The sequence below is a fragment of the Metallosphaera yellowstonensis MK1 genome, from assembly GCF_000243315.1.
Lineage (GTDB): Archaea > Thermoproteota > Thermoprotei_A > Sulfolobales > Sulfolobaceae > Metallosphaera > Metallosphaera yellowstonensis.
The window spans coordinates 27,920-46,402 of the sequence record NZ_JH597755.1; the positions used below are offsets into that span (position 1 = coordinate 27,920).

The window sequence follows — 18,483 nt, forward strand, 5'->3', positions numbered from 1 at the left end:
ATTACGGCCACCTCACCCTTCACCAGCCCCGACAGGACTTCCAGGTAGTCCCTCCACGCGTCTTCGAGTTCCCCCAACGCCTCCAGCAGGTTCGCGTAGTCCAACCCGAACGTCTCAGCAGCATTCCTCACGCTGGCCCTCCCACCTAGCAGGACCATCAAGACGAGTGCCAACCCGACCTTCCTGCTCCTCCCGTTCCTCCTCACTATGCCCAGGACCTGGTTGACCGCCTTGATCAGATCCTCCTTAGCCAGTTCGACCTCTCCCTTTCTGTTCGTCATCTTTTCAGTGGGACGACGTCGAAAATTAAAAACTTCTCGCTAATACCGACTTTCCCGTATTACCTCCCTAAGATTCCCATAACTGCTGTTGATTCAATTTAACGAGAGTTAAATGCGTATCTCAAGCTTATGGAATCTGACGCACATGAAATATTGTATCTTGCTTTGTGGGACTGTTCAATTTTCTTAGGCGTTGAGCCCAGTGAGTTTTCTTGATTTCAAAATTTAGTGTTGAATTGAAAATAAGTTTAACGTTACTCCTGATAAAAATTGGAGTAGACCACAAAGCACTCGTAAGAATAAGTTTAATAAGTTTCCTTTGAAATAGTTTAGTGTCAGATGAGTCTCGCTACTATGGGTCTGCTATTAATTCTGTTTCATGCATTAATCCCCTCTGTTTATTTCGTGATACTAAGTAGGAGGAAGTTGGAGGAGAAAGGGAAGTTAAAAGACTTGCCTTTCATCTCAGTGATCATTCCCAGTTATAATGAAAAGGATCGAATAAATAATAAAATCAAAAATGTCATGGAAAGCTATCCGAACGACAGAATGGAGATATTGGTTGTGGATTCCAGTGAGGATGGAACATACGAGAAGGTGATGAGTGGTAATTATACTAATCTAATATTGATAAGGGAAAGACAAAGGAGGGGTAAAATAGTGGCGGTCAAGGAGGCTATGCAGAGAGTCAAGGGAGAGATCATTGTAATGACTGACGTCGACGCCATTTGGAATGACCCGTTGGAGAGCGCCCTAAGATACTTATCTGGTGAAATTGGAGGAGTAACTTGCGTCAAAACTGCAAACCGGAAAGATGAGAACTCCTATAGGGATTTCTATAATCTCATAAGGGTCGGTGAATCCGCAGTATATTCCACTCCAATTTTCAACGGGGAAATGGTAGCGTTTAAGAGAGGTGTGGTGCAGCCTGATGAGTTACCAATTGTAGGAGCCGACGACAGTACTATTGCAACTCTAATTGCATTGAAAGGTTATAGGGCAATAGCCATACCAACAATGAGAGTAGTTGAAGACGCACCCAAAAAATTCTTAGAATATGTAAGCTGGAAGGTAAGAAGGGGATCCCATCTGGTTAGGCACTTCACCAGAAATTTTGTTAAAGTGATGAGGAAGGGAGATCCCAGGTTCAAGGTCGTTTTTGGCCTAGAAACTTACTTTCACACTGTGGAGCCATGGTTGCTGGTTTCGGGTCTCATCCTGATAGGGATAAGCAACTTGTACCTACTAGGGGTGCTCTTTCTCTTAGTTGCTTTAGCTCTTCTACCTAAGAAGACGAGAAGCCTTTTAATGGCATGGGCCCCTAATCAGATATTCCTTTTGATCTCCCAACTCTTCGCGTTGAAGGGGGAAGTCGTAGTGTGGAGGAAGGAAAAGAAATGAAAATAATTCAAGTCAGTCACTCGTTCTATCCAACAATCGGTGGAATAGAGAAAGTAGTCTATGAAATTTCCAAGAGACTCTCCAAAAAACATGAGGTTGAGGTTGTAACGTCTTCCAAAGTACCAAGAGACGTATCGTTCCCTTTCAACATAATTCGAATACCCAGTTTGAATATCTTGGGCATGTCCGATTTAACCATACCTTTGACAAATAGGATTGAAACAATGGAGTCTGACGTGATTCATTTTCACTCACAGAATTCATTATTCTCTGCGCTATTGCTCCATAAAAATCAAAACTCCGTGGTGAGCGTTATGGCGTTAGAGTCGCTGTCGGACCATCCAAATCCGTTTATAAGACGTCTTTCTCCAGTATATAATAGATTAACTGCTAGAAAAATTATAAAAATATCCAAAACTCTTATAGTGAAAAACATGAGAGACCTCAAGATGCTTCGGGAAAGATATGGTAGGCCTGCACATTTAGTTCCTGACGGAGTTGATGACAAGTATTTGACTACAGGCAAGACAACTAGCTTTTACGATGAGATAGGTGAAAATTACGTCTTATATGTGGGTCGTCTCCATAAGCTGAAGGGGATAGAGGTTTTGTTGAAGGCGTCGAGATGGATTAAGTCTAAGGTCGTAATTGCAGGACCAGGAGATCTAAAATATTACGAGAAACTCTCTAGGAAACTGGGAGTCAACGATAAGGTAAAGTTCCTGGGATACATCGACGAAAATGTAAAAATAAAGGTAATAGATTCGGCGGAACTTGTTATTATACCAAGCGTCTCTGATTACGCGGAGGCATTCTCCATAGTTTTAAGTGAGGCGTGGAGTCGAGAAAAGGCGGTTGTCGCCAGTGATGTAGGAAGTTTAGGAGCTAGAATCACACATGGTAGAAATGGCCTACTTGTACCTCCTTCAAATCCAAGGATCTTGGCAGAAACAGTCAATCAGGTACTTGACGATACGGAACTGAGGACAGAGATGGGACTAAGAGGGAGGAAAGAAGTTGTAGGTTGGGACACAGTAGTATTTAAGTTAGAGGAAATATATAGGGGTATGGAAAAATGAAGTCGGATAATTACGTTTGGGCTCTAATGATAGCCTTAGGCGTGTCAATGTTTATGATCAGCCAGTTTTTGCTCCTCTATCCTCCAATAGCAATTCTATCTATTGGAATCATTATAGTCGGTGTGACTACGTATGCTGTGTCGTTAGACAACGGAATGCGTGAAATTGATATTATGATTGAGACCTTGGCGAGAAACATAGAATCAATCTTCATCTATTACGGAAAGGAGAGATTTTACAGGATATTCATGCCCTCTAGTATGGGACATAACGGCATGCTCCTCCTGGATGAGTATCCCATAGATATCAAGGAAGTCCGAAAAAAACTCATTAATATTTTTGATGGAAAGCATTTGGGAATATTCCTAGAAACTCCTGGCTCTTTAGTCGTTGAGGAGCTGAGGAAGACGCTCTCCTTTAAAGAGGATGTGTCGTTCATCTTGAAGAAGGGAGTGGTAGAGCTCTTCGGATTCGCGAGAGATGTGAAGATAAAGGAGGTTAAAGTAGATAACATAGTTGTGGAAATCATGGATCCAAAACCACTCTCCAAGTATAAGGTCGTGGGTTATGTCCCAAGCCTCGTAGTCGGATCATTGATAGCTGAGGCTTTATCTAGGCCTGTCTTCATAGACGATCAAAAGTTACAGGGAAAGATACTTAAATTAAAAATAAGTCTAATATAACCTTAGTTTTGAATATTTACTAGGATTATGTAGAGGCATCTCAAGCATTAGTTCATCTCTTCATGATTTTCTCGTATCCGATATAACTAAATCAAACAAAGCTTTATATCTTTAAGATCACAACAGAAACCTAACCGAGACATAATGGACTCTGTTATAAGTCTACCTAAGGAGACTTTAGGTATAATAGCTTTGTTGTTAGTCCTAATCACTAGCACATTAATTTTCATACTGAGACCTGAGTTATACCTTTCGCTGTACGTGATAACTTTCAGTGCGGTACTCCTATTTACTATCTATTTTGTCAAGTTCTCCAGTTTAATCTTAAGAAGAGAGGTATTGATTGGGATTCTTTTCATCGTTCTTATCGCGATCTCCTTTATAGGTTCTCTAAACTCGTTTGGAATTAAGGCAGGCTATAGTAGCGAACAATACGTTGGGAGGTACCTGAACCCAAAACCCAACACTTATCCTATTCTGGAATATTTTTCTACGATAATTCGTAATGATGATATCAACGCGACTCCTCCGCTTCTTTACATTTGTCCAAGCTTAATTGACCCCATAAACTCTACCTTCCATGATATTATCGCACTATTGATACTAGAGAACAGATCGCATTATTTGCATAACCAGTTTTTAACCTATCTGAGCGAGGGAAATTTTCAACTTTCAATACAGGTTGGTAGAGAACTTATAGCTACGTATAACGAGTTTGCTCCTATTTTCTTAAACACGAGATATAACTTGGAATATCTCAGGGAATATTCGACAGTTAACGGTTATTATGACGTTTTGTATAAGATAGATAAAATAAATGCGACAGTCTCGTCCTACGTTCACGACGCACAAACTTACTATGAGCTCATAAAAGATATCTCCAATTATTCCACGTACAAGGTTCAATTGGAGATCCACTTTCCCGATAAGATCCCTGTGAGGCAGAACATTACACTGGTTGGACAAGTCTATTCAAAAATTGGACATAACGAGACCGGAAAGGTGATAATAGAGTATTTGAACTACACCGAAACGGTACCAGTGAAGGAGGGTCTATTCACGTTCGAGTTGTATGTACCTATATATGTGACCCATCTGACCGTTAGGATCTTTTATACTGGATCGCCACCCTACCTTCCTAATTTTACTAAATTTCAAGTTAGGACAGACGTGATTGTAACTAAGTTCAACGTGAGTCTGATAAACAGGACAGCTCCAATCACAGGCAGTTTAGATATAGTGGGCAGTGTTAGTGGTGCCAACAGGACTTTGTTGATTAAAATCTTCAATTATTCCAGATCATATGTAGTTGCTGGTAACTTTTCTGTGAGGTTCCCCCTTCCTTACAATCTCTCTAATAGTTCATATCCAGTGAATTTCTATGTCTTATCACAGGGGTCCTATTCTCCAGCCAATGCTACACTTTATTTCAGACCAATCCTACTCTCGACCAACGTGAGCACGACAATATCCAAATACTGGGTAATACCCTTGCCATTAGTTGTCTCTGGCACAGTATCAGGCGAAAACCTAAGTCTGAATGGGGTGAAGGTGTTTATATTCGTGGGAAACCAAAGGTTCGAAGGTACCATAACAAATGGACATTTCAGGGTAATTATACCCCCGAAGCTAACCACATTATATGGTAAGCAGATAATCTATATTAAGACTGATCCACAATATTATTATTATAGTCAAACTTATGAAGGATCGACACTTATTATAAATCCGCTCATATATATATTTATTATTCTGATATCATCTCTTCTGTTATTTAGGGCTAAGAAAAACAAGAGTGATGAGCGAAAATCGAGTGAACTTATAGAGGGAAAGATAGTCAGGGGGAGAGTAGATGAGTAGGGTTCTTGTGATCGGAATACTTGTGGTGATACTTATGACGTTCCTTACTACGTCTCTATATCCAGATAATATGGCATTTTCTGCTTATAATACTGGATACAGTGGTACGTCATGTTTACTTAGATACTTTGGAAATTATTCAGAATCGAACATAACGCTGCTGTTACTCGTAACAAATTATAACGTGAATTTAAGTAACTACGTGAGATATGGAAATACCTTGATTATTGCGGGTAACGAGTCACTCGTCAATTACTATATGACCAAAGTACTTAAGGTGCCCCTAATACTAGGGGATGAACTGATAAATGGTAAGAACTATTATTACCTGACTGGCCCTATTTTGTTGGTTAAAGATGGATCCCTGCTATTCGTTTTCCCTTATGTACACCCTGTCATAGGAGGTAACAGTTTGATGAGTTATAACAATCAGAGCATCATTTCGCTCTTAGAATATGGGAAGGGCAGAATAATACTTATAGGAACACCCCTCATCTTTTTAAATAAATATTATGATCTCCAAAATAACACGATACTATTGAAACTCTTATTGGGATCTCATCCAACGATAATCATATCGAGGCCAACCTATCCTATAGACGAATTCAAGGAGTTGTTATCCACGCTTTTACTTTCTGACAAAATCCGTTGAGTCTTAGAAGCGAAAACTGTAACATGAGAACGAGAGTGTGGGTATTTTCCTGATTTAAATTAGCTATTCAAAAACAAATTTAATGTTATGAATGGCCAACCTTTCCTTGGAAATTTGTGACGGTGTCAGCACCAAGCCACAAAATTTTCTTCTATAAAATGAGACCGGTTTATAAAGGGTAAATAAAGCTATACTCTCAAGGTGTTTTATGGACTACTCCAATTTTTATCAGGAGTAACGTTAAACTTATTTTCAATTCAACAGTAAATTTTGAAATCAAGAAAACTCACTGGGCTCAACGCCTAAGAAAATTGAACAGTCCCACAAAGCACTCTTAAGGAGAACATCCTAACCCTATATTTGTAGCTTGATGTTGACGCTATGGGAATTTGTCGTTTATTGAGAACGTATTTAACATGGTTCTTGCTTATGGATTATCATGCTGAGGGTTAGTTCCTTCAGGACAGTGACAGGCTAAGCGAGAAAGTAGAGCGATAAGCAGTAACCTTCACTTGGATCTAAAAATCCGTCACTATTAGATTGATATTCCGTTGATGGACTCTACTGATAGGATCTGGGTAACACAGGTATCCTTTAAGAATCATCTTTATTTCTGTATATTTTTCGTAATTTAACGAAAATCCTGAAAGTTTAACGATTCTTCATTACACTTTTCTCGCTTGAAACAGAGCTAAATCAAATTTGTGATGGATTATGAGTGCCTAGGATCTAAGTTAACGCTAATATATCCCTGTTACCATTATACTAAACCATGAAGTATTTAATCCTGATGCTCTTTGGCGTGATAGTTTTGGCCTCGATTTTTCCTATGTACTCACTAGGATTGACGACGCAGGTCACTCATAAATTGGATGTAAAAATATACTCTCCTTTTGATTTTTATCTTAATAAGACGCTCTACTCTCCAGGAACCTATTACATTTCCAATTCAACTAAACCATTGAACGTAACCTTTGTTAGTCCGGTTTACATGAATTCTGGTACAAGATTCATATATCTCGGAATGAAGATCAATGGCACTTTAGTCAGAAACGAGTCAGTGATTATATATCCGAATTTAAATTACACAGTTACAAAACTCACAATTCAGTCCATTTATGTTAAACAATATTTTGTAAGTATAAACTCGGAGTATCCGATCCCAATACATTCCGGTTGGTATAACTCTAGTTATACAATACCTATTCCAAGAGATTATTACTATTATATTGATCTATACGATAGAGTTGTTATTTCATCCATCCATGTAAATGGAACAGCGGTACAGTCTATCTTCGTTAACTCGCCTTTAAATGTAAGTGTGCAATTCACCTCTCAATTCTACTTGAACTTCTCATCAGGCATAATGGGCTACTTGAATGGCTCATTGATGAAACTCTATTCCAATTGGTATAATAATTATACAAATATAACCATTCCACGTTATATTTATCTTTCCACTGGAGTTAGGTACTACACTTATGGCAACTTTATAGGTTCAACGATCGTTCGCTCGCCAATGAACTTGAGTGACATCCAAATAGAACAAGTTTACTTGACCTTCATAAGACCAGTTTTGGGTTATAACGGTTCTTCTATTATCAACTATACCTCGGGTTGGTACAATAGATCCATGGAAATCGATATTCCTCTGTATATTTATATAAATAATACTACAAGGATAATAACGGAAGGAGATTCAATAGGTTACTTATACGTGGCAGATCCATTTACAATAAACGATACCCAGCATATCCAGCGGCTTATCAACTTGCCCTACAACGTCGAGGTAGAATATCAAGATACGTTCTTCTCCACTAGGTCCATTTGGATATTTAACGGAACAACCGTGTTCGTCCCTCATCAGATAATATATTTGACGAATGTAACGAGGGTGTATCTTCCCCCCCCAGTGGTTGAGTTATTATAATTATACAGAGCTAAAGTATTATTTTGAATATTATATCCAAGTTCCGCTGAGGGTACCCGCAGTGGTCAATGGTACTAATTCCACTCTGACATCTGGCTGGTATGGTAAAGGGACTAATATCGAGATATACACTATCGCATATCTGTCTTCTGGGGAGAGACTCATCATATCTTCGAATGTGTATAATATATATAACCTGAGCTCTCCGCAGATCATAAGGGATTACTACACTGTTCAGTACTTTGTTAACATTAGGGGTCTCTATGGAAACTATACAATATATAACATTTCGTTATGGGAGCCAAACGGAACCATAATGTATGTGCCCGGTACATTCCTTTATGATGGAAGCTTTTTCGTCTTAAACGAATCCGGAGGGGCTCAAATGAATTATACTATAAATTCTCCTCTGTCATTGAAGGTCAACTATTATCCTCATATGGACTCCAACATTACGTCGGGAAATAATGAGAATGTAATGTGCCCACCTAAATATGCTCTCTATGTAGGCTTAGCGGTGATCATATCTCTTGCAGTAATACTTGGCGTGACCATACTTGTAAAAAAATGAGAGATTAGGTATCGTGAATCACCGGAAAAGTAAGCAAAGGGAGGGGAATGGAGATGAGTCTGATAAGTATTAACCTGATAGCTAAGGATGAGGGAAAGGTTGTGGGGCAGGTTATCTCCAATATCTTGTCTCAGATAGATAGCAAATTTGAGGTTGTTGTGGTAGAGGGTTATAGCAGTGATGAGACATATGAGATATTGAAATCTTTCGAATCGGCCACATTTAAAATACTTCGAAGTAAGGGAAGTAGAGGCAAGGCGAGAAATTTGGCCCTAAACAAATCCTCTGGAAGGTATATTTTGGCGTTGGACGCTGATCAGATCTATATCGATCTAATGGATGCCACAGAAGAATATTTAGCAAATTATTGGGAATTCGGAGTTACCATGGGTAGAAGCTCCTTTCCAATACTAGCCCCAAAGGGTCTACTGATAGAAGTGGGTGGGTGGAGAGACTTGCACTTCATGGAGGATATCGATTTGTGGTTAAGACTCTCGGAAAAATGTAGATATCTATATTTGCCTGGCATGGAGAAATTTTTCGGGAAACATATAAGGGAGCATAAGATGAGACGCCCCCTTCACATGAGGATTACGAATAGGATAAGAATGTATAGGGACGCAAGAGTGGCAGGAATTCCAGTCAGATTTAATGGAACTTTTGATCGATTTCTTCATTTTCTAGGAAACCCGAACATGCTATTTTCTAGGGGAGATAATATTATTGATCACTATAGAGAATTATTTTATAGCATCGAGGTACCATCCAATTTATCCAACTTAGATTGGGTAATGAGGATTCATTACAAAATGATAACATCTGAGTGTTATCGATGCAAGGATTCGGTCTTTAAAGAGATTAAACAAAGATTCGAGGAGGTTTACGGGTCCCCAAACTCACAATTGACTTAAGCATGCAGTCAGATACATCAATTCTGCGATGGTTAACGTGTAGTTAAAAGGTTTCCGAAAATTTAATATCATGAAGATGCCTTGGGGTTATAAGTTGAACAGAATAGGATTCGTGATGATGGAGTCCATCTACCCACAAAGGGGTGGAGTCCATGAACAGGTATACCTTCTAAGTAAAGAACTCATAAATTTACAAAAGAAGGTGGACATCCTCGCGTACTCGACCAGGCGCGCGGAGGAGAGTGGAAAGAGACTTTTGTGGTTAAGACAACTTGAGCCGAGATTTTTGAATAGGCTCTTGAAGGCAAAGGAGGAAGTATACATTGCAGAAACGGCTTGGCCAATAGTCCCCACACTCGTTGCAGCAAGGATTAACGGTTCTAGGTGTGTCTTGCATTTACATTCTGTTGAGTCTTTTCAAGACGTTGGACTGGGCAGGTTCCCAAAGGCTCTCGTAAAATTTCTCGAATGGATAGGTAAAACGTGTGATGTAATATTAGTTCCATCAGAAGTAGAATCTGAGATTTTGCATAATAATAAAGTGAAAATTCTACGAAATGTAATAGATGTAGAATCCTTTGAAACCCGTGAACCGATGAGGTTGCAGAGACCTGCAGTTGTTTTCGTAGGCGGGATGGGTTATCCACCTAACAGGGAGGCAGCAGAAATTGTTGTAAAGATATCTGAGGAGGTGAACAGACGTAGGAGGGTATATTTCTATTTAGTCGGTCCCTCACCCCCTCCAGTAAAATTCCCAGTAATTGCGACAGGATACGTGAACTCCACCATACCTTATATCCTTGGGGCGGATATATGTATAGCTCCGTTGATGAGGGGAGGAGGTGTGAAACTTAAGATCCTGGAGTATATGGCATCTGGTAAGCCAATAGTGGCCTCGAGGAAGGCTGTAGAAGGTATACAGGGGGTTAAGTACGTTCATGCTGAGACGGTTGAGGAATTCGTTAATGCCATCCTAGACATTTTAGAAAATAAGGTAGATGTGGAGGACTTTAAGCATGAAAACCCCAAGATAATTGAAAGGGATCATTCGCCAAAGAACTCTGCCCGTAGATTGTTAAATATAATTTCGTGATGTGTTCTAGAACCACAGAAAAAATCTTACATCAAGCCTTAAATATTCTGCAAAATAGGTTCTACCATGACTGTGCAGAGCAATGATTATTTGAATCCTGGCACACCCTCTCCAAACGATATTACGGTTGTCCTGGCGGCACTGAATGAAGAAGAGGCTATAGGTGAGGTCATAGATAAATTAAGGGAGGAAGGTTTTGAAAACATTATCGTGATAGACGGTTACTCAACGGATGGGACCATTAACATAGCCGTTTCCAAGAAAGTGAAGGTCATACAGCAACACTGGGAGGGTAAGGCTGGTGCAATAAAGACCGCTTTAGATTACGTTTTAACTCCCTATGTGGTCTTCATGGACGCTGACGGAACTTATTCACCATCAGATATATACAAATTACTCATTCATGCAAAAAAATATGTGGAGGTAATAGGTAAGAGAGATAGAGATGGTATATCTCGACTGCATAAGATAGGAAACTCATTGATAAACAAACTGTTCTCCCTGGTCTTCTCGACCGACGTGGGAGACGTTCTATCCGGCATGTATCTCATTAAAACTGATGTGGCAAGACAGTTCAGCTTAAACTCAAAGTCTTTTGAGATAGAGGTAGAAATAGCCTCTCAGGCCCTTCAGAGAGGAAAGGTCACTTACGTTCCCATAAGATATGGTAAAAGGAAGGGGAGAGCGAAACTGTCTTCATATAAAGATGGTCTTAAGATACTTTTGTACATACTGAAGATGGCAAAGGATCAAAATCCAGTTCTGTTCTATTCCATATTAGTAACCTCGTTAGTCCTGCCTGGAAGTCTACTGTTAGGCTACACCATTCTTGAATATATGCTCCATGGGATATTTCATAGTGGTTATGCACTAATTGCAGTAACCCTAATTCTGATAGGCATGCAAGGCCTAACGACTATGGGCATATCCTCAATGATAAAGAGATTAGAGTATTCTATATCTAAAGAGAAGAGATAGAAGAACTAGGTGATGTCAAAGCTTATGAACGTTCCGTAATAAGGCCAAGTCTAATAAGGTCCTCCTCATCATATATGAAATTGATTTTTCTTTGCAGGATCCTCATTTTGACGATATCAGGAATGCAATAGACGAACCACAAAAGTGCTTTGACTCTACTCTTAAAGAGAATTGGATCCTTCCTGCTCGTTAAGTCTTTAACTACGCTTCCGATAAAGTAAAACCATATGGAGGGCGACTTCCTGAATAGAAATCCTTTCGTAAAGTTTTTGTGAACAAAGTAGAGTCTCCTGCTCTCTAAAAAGAATGTGATCCTAGCCTTTCTCTCAACGCTGACCTTGGAGAAGGAACCGTGTTCGTAATGTATTACCTTTGCGGTCCTCAGTAATTTGATAGGATAACCTAACCTTACAGCCCTGAAACAGAAGTCTGTCTCATCATAACCGTAGAAGAATTTAGTGTCGAAACCTCCTACCCTGTAAAACACATCTCTGCGCATTGCTATCGCGGCTCCCTTCCCATACAACAACTTGTTAACGTTCAATTTGTTAGCCAGTTCTTCGTTGAGATTCTTGCCTAATTCCTTGGGATAACCTAGATCATCTATAATTCCTCCTAGACTATCAATCTCTCCCTCTGGAGTTACAAGGAAAAGTTGAACTATTTCATTCCTATTTTCTTCTAGATAGTTAACTAAAAACTCCAGTGAATTTGGTATAACTTCGGTGTCGTTATCCAAGAAAAGCAATATTTCCCCTGTGGAGTGTTCTACCGCTAAATTTCTACAGTAGGCTAAACCTTGATCCTTTCCTATTTTGATAATTCTTACAGTAATATTATCAATATCTTGATGCCTTATCATATCTGAGTCATCTACAATGACTACCTCGAAGTTCCTAAATGTGGACCCCCTTAACGATGTGAGTAGCCTGGGTAAGTGATGTTTTCCCTTAACGTTAACCACCAGAACACTTAATTTCACCATCTCTCCCTCCTTCTAATAGGAATTCTTTATCTATTATCGTCTTGTAGTTCTATGTGACCACGACCCTTTAGTTTCTTATTTATACCCTCTATCATAGACCTAAATTCAGAATAACCAAAGACTTCGTCTCCCATCATCTGTAGGAAGGAATCAGAGCTGTCCACTGTTATCTTTTTAAGATCACTTCTCTTTTTCAAAAGATACTTCGTCTCAGGAATAAGACTAAGTATGGCCCTCAGCCTGGCTAACTTATTTACCCCGCGGGTAATTTGGAAGAGCCTCACCATCAGAAGAGCTGGAAACGTTGTTAATAGCCTTTTCTTATCGTAATATGTAGCTAACAAAAGTAGTTGATTTCTAAGGAACAGATATGATGTAAAAGGAGACGGAAGCTTCTTGAACGTGCCGTGAACTTCATGATAAACCTTAGACTTTGGCACCATAAGAACCTTGTATCCAGCTCTATATAATCTCCAAGATAACTCTGCATCTTCCCAGTAAAAGAAGTAATGTTCGTCGAAACCCCCCAATTTCGATATTACTTCTCTCCTAGTAAGCGCTGATGCGGTGGAGAACCAGGGTACTTCCCTAGGATGCTCAGGATACGGCCAATTACCATAAAGAGACTGGCAAGCAGCAATGTTCTCTTTTCCTTCAATCGATTCCAGGAGAGGATAAAGCCAATCCTTAGGTGTCATGACGTCGTTATCAAGGAACGCCATATACTTAGTTTTAAAGGTCTTTAATGCAACATTTCTGGCATATGCTGGGCCATAATTCCGTCCCAATTGAATTGTTTTTACACCCTTTTCCATTAGATATGAGACACTCTCGTCCTTAGATCCGTTGTCTATGACTATGACTTCCTTCTCTGGGTAATCCGTCTCTAACACCGAGTCCAGATACCTCCTAAGGAGTTCCGCCCCATTATAGTTAATAATTACAATAGGTATTAGATTCATCCGCTTTACTATACATTTATAACTTTAAAAGTGTTGATGAACACTGTGCAAATATAGCTTGAAAGTGGTTCAGGTAGCTCCTTTCTATTACCCAGTAATGGGAGGGGTAGAGAAGGTAGTCAAGGACCTATCTGAGTTTCTCTCCTCAAGAGGATTTGAAGTGGTGGTCATAACTTACAACAGAGATAGACGAGGGGTCTCGAAGTTCAAGCATTTCGAGGAGCTCAACGGTATAAAAATATTGAGAATAAGGCCAAAGCTAACTTGGAGTCACGGTTCATATTCACCAGAATTGGTGACGAAGGTAAAAGAGAGCAGAGCGGACATTGTTCATGTCCATGTATGGAGGCATCCTCACGTCTTTCAGATTGCGAAAATGGAAGGTATAATTAAGGTGCTTCACCCTCACTCCCCTTTTTATTCATTAAAGCAGAGTGGCATAATAAACTGGACTTATTACAGGATCGTAGACACATTATTTAGAAACACTATCAGGCAATATAAGTTAATATCAATTACGCCCTTCGAGAAGATCAAATTGGAGAGGAAGTTTAAGGTTCAGTCCAAGCTCATACCTAACGGAGTCGACGATCTATTTTTTTCAATAAGCAAAAGGGGAGATGAACATTACCTGTACCTAGGTAGACTTAGCAGAGAAAAGAATGTAGTGTCGCTATTGAAAGCATATGAGTTGTCTGGAACAGATAGACCGCTGATTCTAGCGGGTCCTGATAATGGGTTAGGTAAGAGGATCACTAAATTGGTTTATAAGAGGAAGCTCAATGTCAAATATGTTGGTCAGGTAGATGATGCCACAAAAATTGAATTACTAAGGAGATCAAGAGCTGTGATCAATCCAAGCCCTTACGAAGGCTTAGGCCTAACTCTTTTAGAGGGAGAGGCAATGGGGATACCATCCATAATAGTGGGGCATGGGGGACAAGAGTTTGCATCACCACCTGGAGTCTCTAGCATCAGGACGGAGGACTCGCCAGAGGCTTTGGCTGAAGGATTGAGGTCAATGGAGGATGATGTGATTCACTCAAAGTTGAGCGCTGGGGCCCGAAGCTGGGCTGAAAATTTTAAATTAAGCGTGGTATTACCCATGTATTTGGAATTTTACAGTAATCTTTATCAGAGGGCCTGACCTTAAGCCGATCACTCGGCTCCAAAGCAAACGAAATTATTTAATGTTTATAGAGTCTAAGTACACAGATTCCATGTATCCAAAGGTTACGGTGATAGTGGTCTATTATAACTCCACCAAAAGAAGGGATCTGATAAAGGAAAATATACTATCCATCAAGGATATGGATTACTCGAACAAGGAGGTCATAATGGTCGATAACGGCTCGCAAGACGATACGTATAACTTGATTAGAACTGAAACTGAAGGTCTAGGATTTAAGGTGATAAAATCAGAAGAGAACACGTATTGGGCTGGAGGGAACAACTTAGCTTTCAGGAATTCACCTCCCGATACGAAATACTACCTTTTAGTTAACCCAGACGTTATGGTACAATCGGATGCGGTCAAGAACTTGGTTGAAATGATGGAAAATGAACCTAGGTTAGGGGCTTGCCAAGGTCGAATAATCAGAGGGTGGCCTAAAGGATTTCTAGACGTAGGAAGATACATAGGAGAGGATGGTCAATTATATTATCCCAATTATGTGAGAGGAATTGACATTAATAGGGAGTACCTTATAACTTATCCTGCAGGGGCTTTGGCTATATTAAGAGCTGAATTTCCTAAAAGGAGAGGATTCATTTTTCACGAGATCGGCATGATGGGGTTTGACGACAGCGTATTAGGTATAGAGCTCTATATGAACGGTTACATCGTCAAATATTACCCCTTCATGACTGGATATCATGAGGTTAGCGCATTCACCCCTAGAGAAGTTAAGGAGTCCTACTCAAGTGTCATGCGGTTTTTATTTCTAATGTCGATAAATACAAGATATAGTCGATATGTAAGGGAATATTATCTGTCCAATTATATAAGAGAAAATATAAGGAAGAATATTTTAATGAATCGTGGGGCCAATCCAGACCGTTTTTCGAGGGCTTATAGTAAGGCTAAGGAAATACACAGCAGACTGAAGATACACTTAGACCTGTATAAGGCACCGCACTTGAAGATACCTCTCTCTGCGTTCCTGTTGGATCTTTTCTCCGCTGAGCTCAGGAGAAGGATATATAATACAAGCAAGTTTTCCTTGGTAATTCCCCCAGGGCTCGAAGGTGTATAGTTGAAGGGATTCTGTTCTAACGTAATATAGTTCTGTTACTACTTGCTTTAAATTAACGTCCTGAAATTAACGTGTAGTATATTTTATCAAATAAAGGACAGATAAAAGCTTAATAATGCCGAGCATAACAATATAATGAGTGATTCCACATAACATACTCGTCGATCATAAAACGTGTAATCAACTATCTTACTATTATGGAGAAAACATCTTCAAGGGAATCAAATATCAGGCCCAGATCACGTATTGAGGGGGCCACGTCTTATGATCCTGGTAACAGGCGGGTCAGGCCTTTTAGGTCGTGCCATCTTAATGGAGATTCCTGGCTCTATAGGGGCATGTAGAACATGTGAGGTACCAATGGACCTTAGAGACCTGGAGAGTGTCAGGAGAGTGTTAGACCGTGTTAGACCCAAGGTGATAATACATGCGGGGGCTTTCTCCAACGCCGACTACTGCGAGCTCAATAAAAGTGAGGCATCTCTAGTTAATCAAATGGCTACTGAAGTGATAGCGAGAGAGGCTCGACGCCTAAACTCTTTTATAGTGTTCGTCTCTTCAGATTATGTTTTTGATGGTAAATCTGGGAGTTATACTGAAGAAGATGTTCCAAATCCCGTAAACCATTACGGTCTGACCAAGCTTAAAGCAGAAAAGGCGATAGAAAGTGAGACGCAGGAGTATGCAATAGTGAGGCCTGCCACGATTTATGGTCCCTGGGATGCTAGATTGAAGGAAAATTTCGCTCTGTGGATTTTAAGGAATTTGGCAGGAGGACAAACAATTAGATTAGTAATCGACCAAATAGCGTCTCCTACACTAAATTTAGGTTTAGCTAGGATGATCCATGAGATAACACGTAGACAAATTCATGGTATTATACATACTACTGATGACGTGAGTATATCTAAGTATGAGTTTGGGATCAGGTTGGCTAAACTGTTCGACCTAGATGTTAATCGCATAATACCAGTCACCATGGATTCAATGGGGTGGATTGCCAGGAGGCCTAAGAATTCTTCCCTGAACGTAGGAAAGGCAAAGAGGGTCCTTAAGAACGGACCGATGACCTTAGATAAGGCATTGGAGCTGTTCAAACGTGAATTAGTCCTCTCAGAGTCCACAATTTCGTCATGATAACATTCTAATCACGTTTACTTAAATATTAAGCGTTGAGAATAGTGATCTTATAATAATAATGTTATGCAAGATTTTTCTTTTTCGATCAAAACTCTTTTTAAAGTATTTCAAAAGAGTATAAGATATGATGACGACACAATCATCGTTAGTTACCCTATCTGTTATCATAATACTCGTATCCGCAACTCTAGGGATTTTATCGATTAGAATTTCCAATATATTAGAATCTAGGGTAAAAATCCTTGTAGGGGAATATAGGAATAATATTTTTAGTAAATTCATCTCAGATATTATTGATTTCTTTGCCAATAGTACTACTGCAGAAATGATGGATGAGCTTATAAAGCTTTTAGAATCACCTCTAAGAGATGAGATGATCGAAAAGGTTAACAACTTAGATAGAGTCTTTATGTCTAAAATGGATGAAATAGTTGTGGAGTTGAGGAGAGTTCTATTGGACGCAGAGATCGTATCTAGAATTGGACGAGTTTCAGGGGAGGTACATAGGCTAACCGTAGCCGTATTATACCTTGCGATTGCTGAGTTGATCTCATGTGCCACATTGGGAGTCATTACGCTTTTTGTTATTATGAAAGTCCTGACGATTCCTATAATTTTTCCTATTGCTGTCGCGATTGGAGTAGATGTAGTTTTACTTATTATATTGTTTATTTATGGTTATTATTTTAATTATTTATATCATATGTAATTAGATATATTCTAAACGCTTAAATTATAATATAATGAACGTTGAATCAGGAAAAAGAGTGTGGATATTTTTGTATGTCTAACGTCAGTCGTGAGAAGCCATTACGCAGGACGTTTCCTGTCCCTTCTGTGGTAGTTACCACATGGTGAAATGTGGTAAGGTCAAGGGAGTCCAGGAGTGACTCTGTAGGGACTGTGGGAGGACATTCGCGTCCAACGCCTTTTGTCACCGTCACCCAGGGGAGGTCAGGGAGAGGCCTTGAAGATGTACTCCAACGGCATGAGCGAGAGGGCCATCTCCAGGACAGCAGTTATGGGAATCTTAGGGAGGTAATACAAAGAAGTCGGTATTAGCGAGAAGTTTTTATTTTTCGACGTCTTCCTGCTGAAAAGATGCTGAACGGAAAGGGACCGATCGAACTCGCTAGGGAGAGGCTGGTCAAGGCGGTCAACCAGGTTCTGGGCGTGGTCAGGAGGAAGGGGAGGAGCAGGAAGGTCGGGTTGGCGCTAGTCCTCACGGTCCTGGCAGGTGGGAGGGCCAGCGTGAGGAACGCGGCCGAGACGTTCGGGTTGGACTACGCGAACCTGCTGGAGGCGTTGGGAGAACTCGACGGCGCGTGGAGGGACTACCTGGAGGTCCTGTCGGGGCTGGTGAAGGGTGAGGTGGCCGTCATCATAGACGACACCGTGGACCACGACGCTCCAGGGGGAGGGACGTGAGCCCCTGAGAACTACTGGATCTACTGCCACACCCACGGGAGGTTCGAGAGGGCCAAGCTCCTCACGGTCGCCATAGTGGACCTCTCCACGGGCAGGACGTTCATGGTGGGGGCTTTCCCCTACGTCGTGAGGAAGATGTTGGATCTGGGGATGGTCACCGAGTTCAAGACCAAGATCGAGATGGCCAGGGAGATGTTGGACGTGCTCAAGGAGCGCTTCCGCGTGTCCAGGGTCGTCTTCGACTCGTGGTACTGGTCCGAGAAGCTCGTGAGGG

15 protein-coding genes and 3 pseudogenes are annotated in these 18,483 nt (G+C 40.5%); 15 read left to right on the forward strand and 3 right to left on the reverse strand.

What is annotated here, in order from left to right:
* Positions 1 to 281 (reverse strand): annotated as a pseudogene (locus tag METMK1DRAFT_RS00225) (ISNCY family transposase); the annotation flags it as partial.
* Between the two features lie 339 nt (positions 282 to 620).
* Between METMK1DRAFT_RS00225 and METMK1DRAFT_RS00230 the strand changes: the two are divergent.
* From METMK1DRAFT_RS00230 to METMK1DRAFT_RS00275, 9 genes are all read left to right on the forward strand, one after another.
* A complete protein-coding gene (locus tag METMK1DRAFT_RS00230) occupies positions 621 to 1,682 on the forward strand; it encodes a glycosyltransferase (RefSeq protein WP_009069357.1) in 1,062 nt (353 codons plus the stop codon).
* Entirely contained in the window at positions 1,661 to 2,761 is a 1,101-nt protein-coding gene (locus METMK1DRAFT_RS00235) for a glycosyltransferase family 4 protein (RefSeq protein ID WP_245544497.1), read from the forward strand. The genes METMK1DRAFT_RS00230 and METMK1DRAFT_RS00235 overlap by 22 nt, the downstream gene beginning before the upstream one ends.
* A complete protein-coding gene (locus METMK1DRAFT_RS00240; protein WP_009069361.1) occupies positions 2,758 to 3,444 on the forward strand; it encodes a hypothetical protein in 687 nt (228 codons plus the stop codon). Before METMK1DRAFT_RS00235 ends, METMK1DRAFT_RS00240 begins: the two co-directional genes overlap by 4 nt.
* A gap of 339 nt (positions 3,445 to 3,783) precedes the next feature.
* Positions 3,784 to 5,304 carry a hypothetical protein gene (locus METMK1DRAFT_RS00245; RefSeq protein WP_155812231.1) on the forward strand — a complete coding sequence of 507 codons (1,521 nt, stop codon included), beginning with the start codon at positions 3,784 to 3,786 and terminating at the stop codon, positions 5,302 to 5,304.
* Complete coding sequence (locus METMK1DRAFT_RS00250; protein WP_009069364.1) at positions 5,297 to 5,956, forward strand: hypothetical protein; 660 nt, start codon at positions 5,297 to 5,299, stop codon at positions 5,954 to 5,956. Before METMK1DRAFT_RS00245 ends, METMK1DRAFT_RS00250 begins: the two co-directional genes overlap by 8 nt.
* Before the next feature lie 1,991 nt (positions 5,957 to 7,947).
* Complete coding sequence (locus METMK1DRAFT_RS00260; RefSeq protein WP_048087247.1) at positions 7,948 to 8,457, forward strand: hypothetical protein; 510 nt, start codon at positions 7,948 to 7,950, stop codon at positions 8,455 to 8,457.
* Positions 8,458 to 8,510: 53 nt separating this feature from the next.
* Positions 8,511 to 9,368, forward strand: coding sequence for a glycosyltransferase family 2 protein (locus METMK1DRAFT_RS00265; RefSeq protein ID WP_048087261.1), 858 nt, complete (start codon positions 8,511 to 8,513; stop codon positions 9,366 to 9,368).
* 70 nt (positions 9,369 to 9,438) lie between these two features.
* The gene (locus METMK1DRAFT_RS00270) at positions 9,439 to 10,461 is read left to right on the forward strand and encodes a glycosyltransferase family 4 protein (RefSeq protein WP_009069371.1); all 1,023 of its coding nucleotides are present in this window, start codon (positions 9,439 to 9,441) and stop codon (positions 10,459 to 10,461) included.
* Between the two features lie 66 nt (positions 10,462 to 10,527).
* Positions 10,528 to 11,439 carry a glycosyltransferase family 2 protein gene (locus tag METMK1DRAFT_RS00275; protein WP_009069373.1) on the forward strand — a complete coding sequence of 304 codons (912 nt, stop codon included), beginning with the start codon at positions 10,528 to 10,530 and terminating at the stop codon, positions 11,437 to 11,439.
* Between the two features lie 22 nt (positions 11,440 to 11,461).
* On the opposite strand, the gene METMK1DRAFT_RS00280 is transcribed toward METMK1DRAFT_RS00275, so the two are convergent.
* Both METMK1DRAFT_RS00280 and METMK1DRAFT_RS00285 read right to left on the reverse strand, forming a co-directional pair.
* Complete coding sequence (locus tag METMK1DRAFT_RS00280; RefSeq protein ID WP_009069375.1) at positions 11,462 to 12,424, reverse strand: glycosyltransferase family 2 protein; 963 nt, start codon at positions 12,422 to 12,424, stop codon at positions 11,462 to 11,464.
* Positions 12,425 to 12,450: 26 nt separating this feature from the next.
* Entirely contained in the window at positions 12,451 to 13,386 is a 936-nt protein-coding gene (locus tag METMK1DRAFT_RS00285; protein ID WP_009069377.1) for a glycosyltransferase family 2 protein, read from the reverse strand.
* A 97-nt stretch (positions 13,387 to 13,483) separates the two neighbouring features.
* On the opposite strand from METMK1DRAFT_RS00285, the gene METMK1DRAFT_RS00290 reads away from it, so the two are divergent.
* From METMK1DRAFT_RS00290 to METMK1DRAFT_RS15815, 6 genes and pseudogenes are all read left to right on the forward strand, one after another.
* On the forward strand, positions 13,484 to 14,533 hold the full coding sequence (locus METMK1DRAFT_RS00290; protein ID WP_245544502.1) for a glycosyltransferase family 4 protein: 1,050 nt from the start codon (positions 13,484 to 13,486) through the stop codon (positions 14,531 to 14,533).
* A gap of 43 nt (positions 14,534 to 14,576) precedes the next feature.
* Positions 14,577 to 15,641, forward strand: a complete 1,065-nt coding sequence (locus METMK1DRAFT_RS00295) for a glycosyltransferase (protein WP_009069381.1) — start codon at positions 14,577 to 14,579, stop codon at positions 15,639 to 15,641.
* 264 nt (positions 15,642 to 15,905) lie between these two features.
* A complete protein-coding gene (locus tag METMK1DRAFT_RS00300; protein ID WP_048087263.1) occupies positions 15,906 to 16,778 on the forward strand; it encodes an SDR family oxidoreductase in 873 nt (290 codons plus the stop codon).
* A 127-nt stretch (positions 16,779 to 16,905) separates the two neighbouring features.
* Positions 16,906 to 17,490 carry a hypothetical protein gene (locus METMK1DRAFT_RS00305; protein WP_009069384.1) on the forward strand — a complete coding sequence of 195 codons (585 nt, stop codon included), beginning with the start codon at positions 16,906 to 16,908 and terminating at the stop codon, positions 17,488 to 17,490.
* A gap of 142 nt (positions 17,491 to 17,632) precedes the next feature.
* Positions 17,633 to 17,793 (forward strand): annotated as a pseudogene (locus tag METMK1DRAFT_RS18585) (IS1 family transposase); the annotation flags it as partial.
* Positions 17,794 to 17,882: 89 nt separating this feature from the next.
* Positions 17,883 to 18,483: pseudogene (locus tag METMK1DRAFT_RS15815) on the forward strand (IS701 family transposase); the annotation flags it as partial.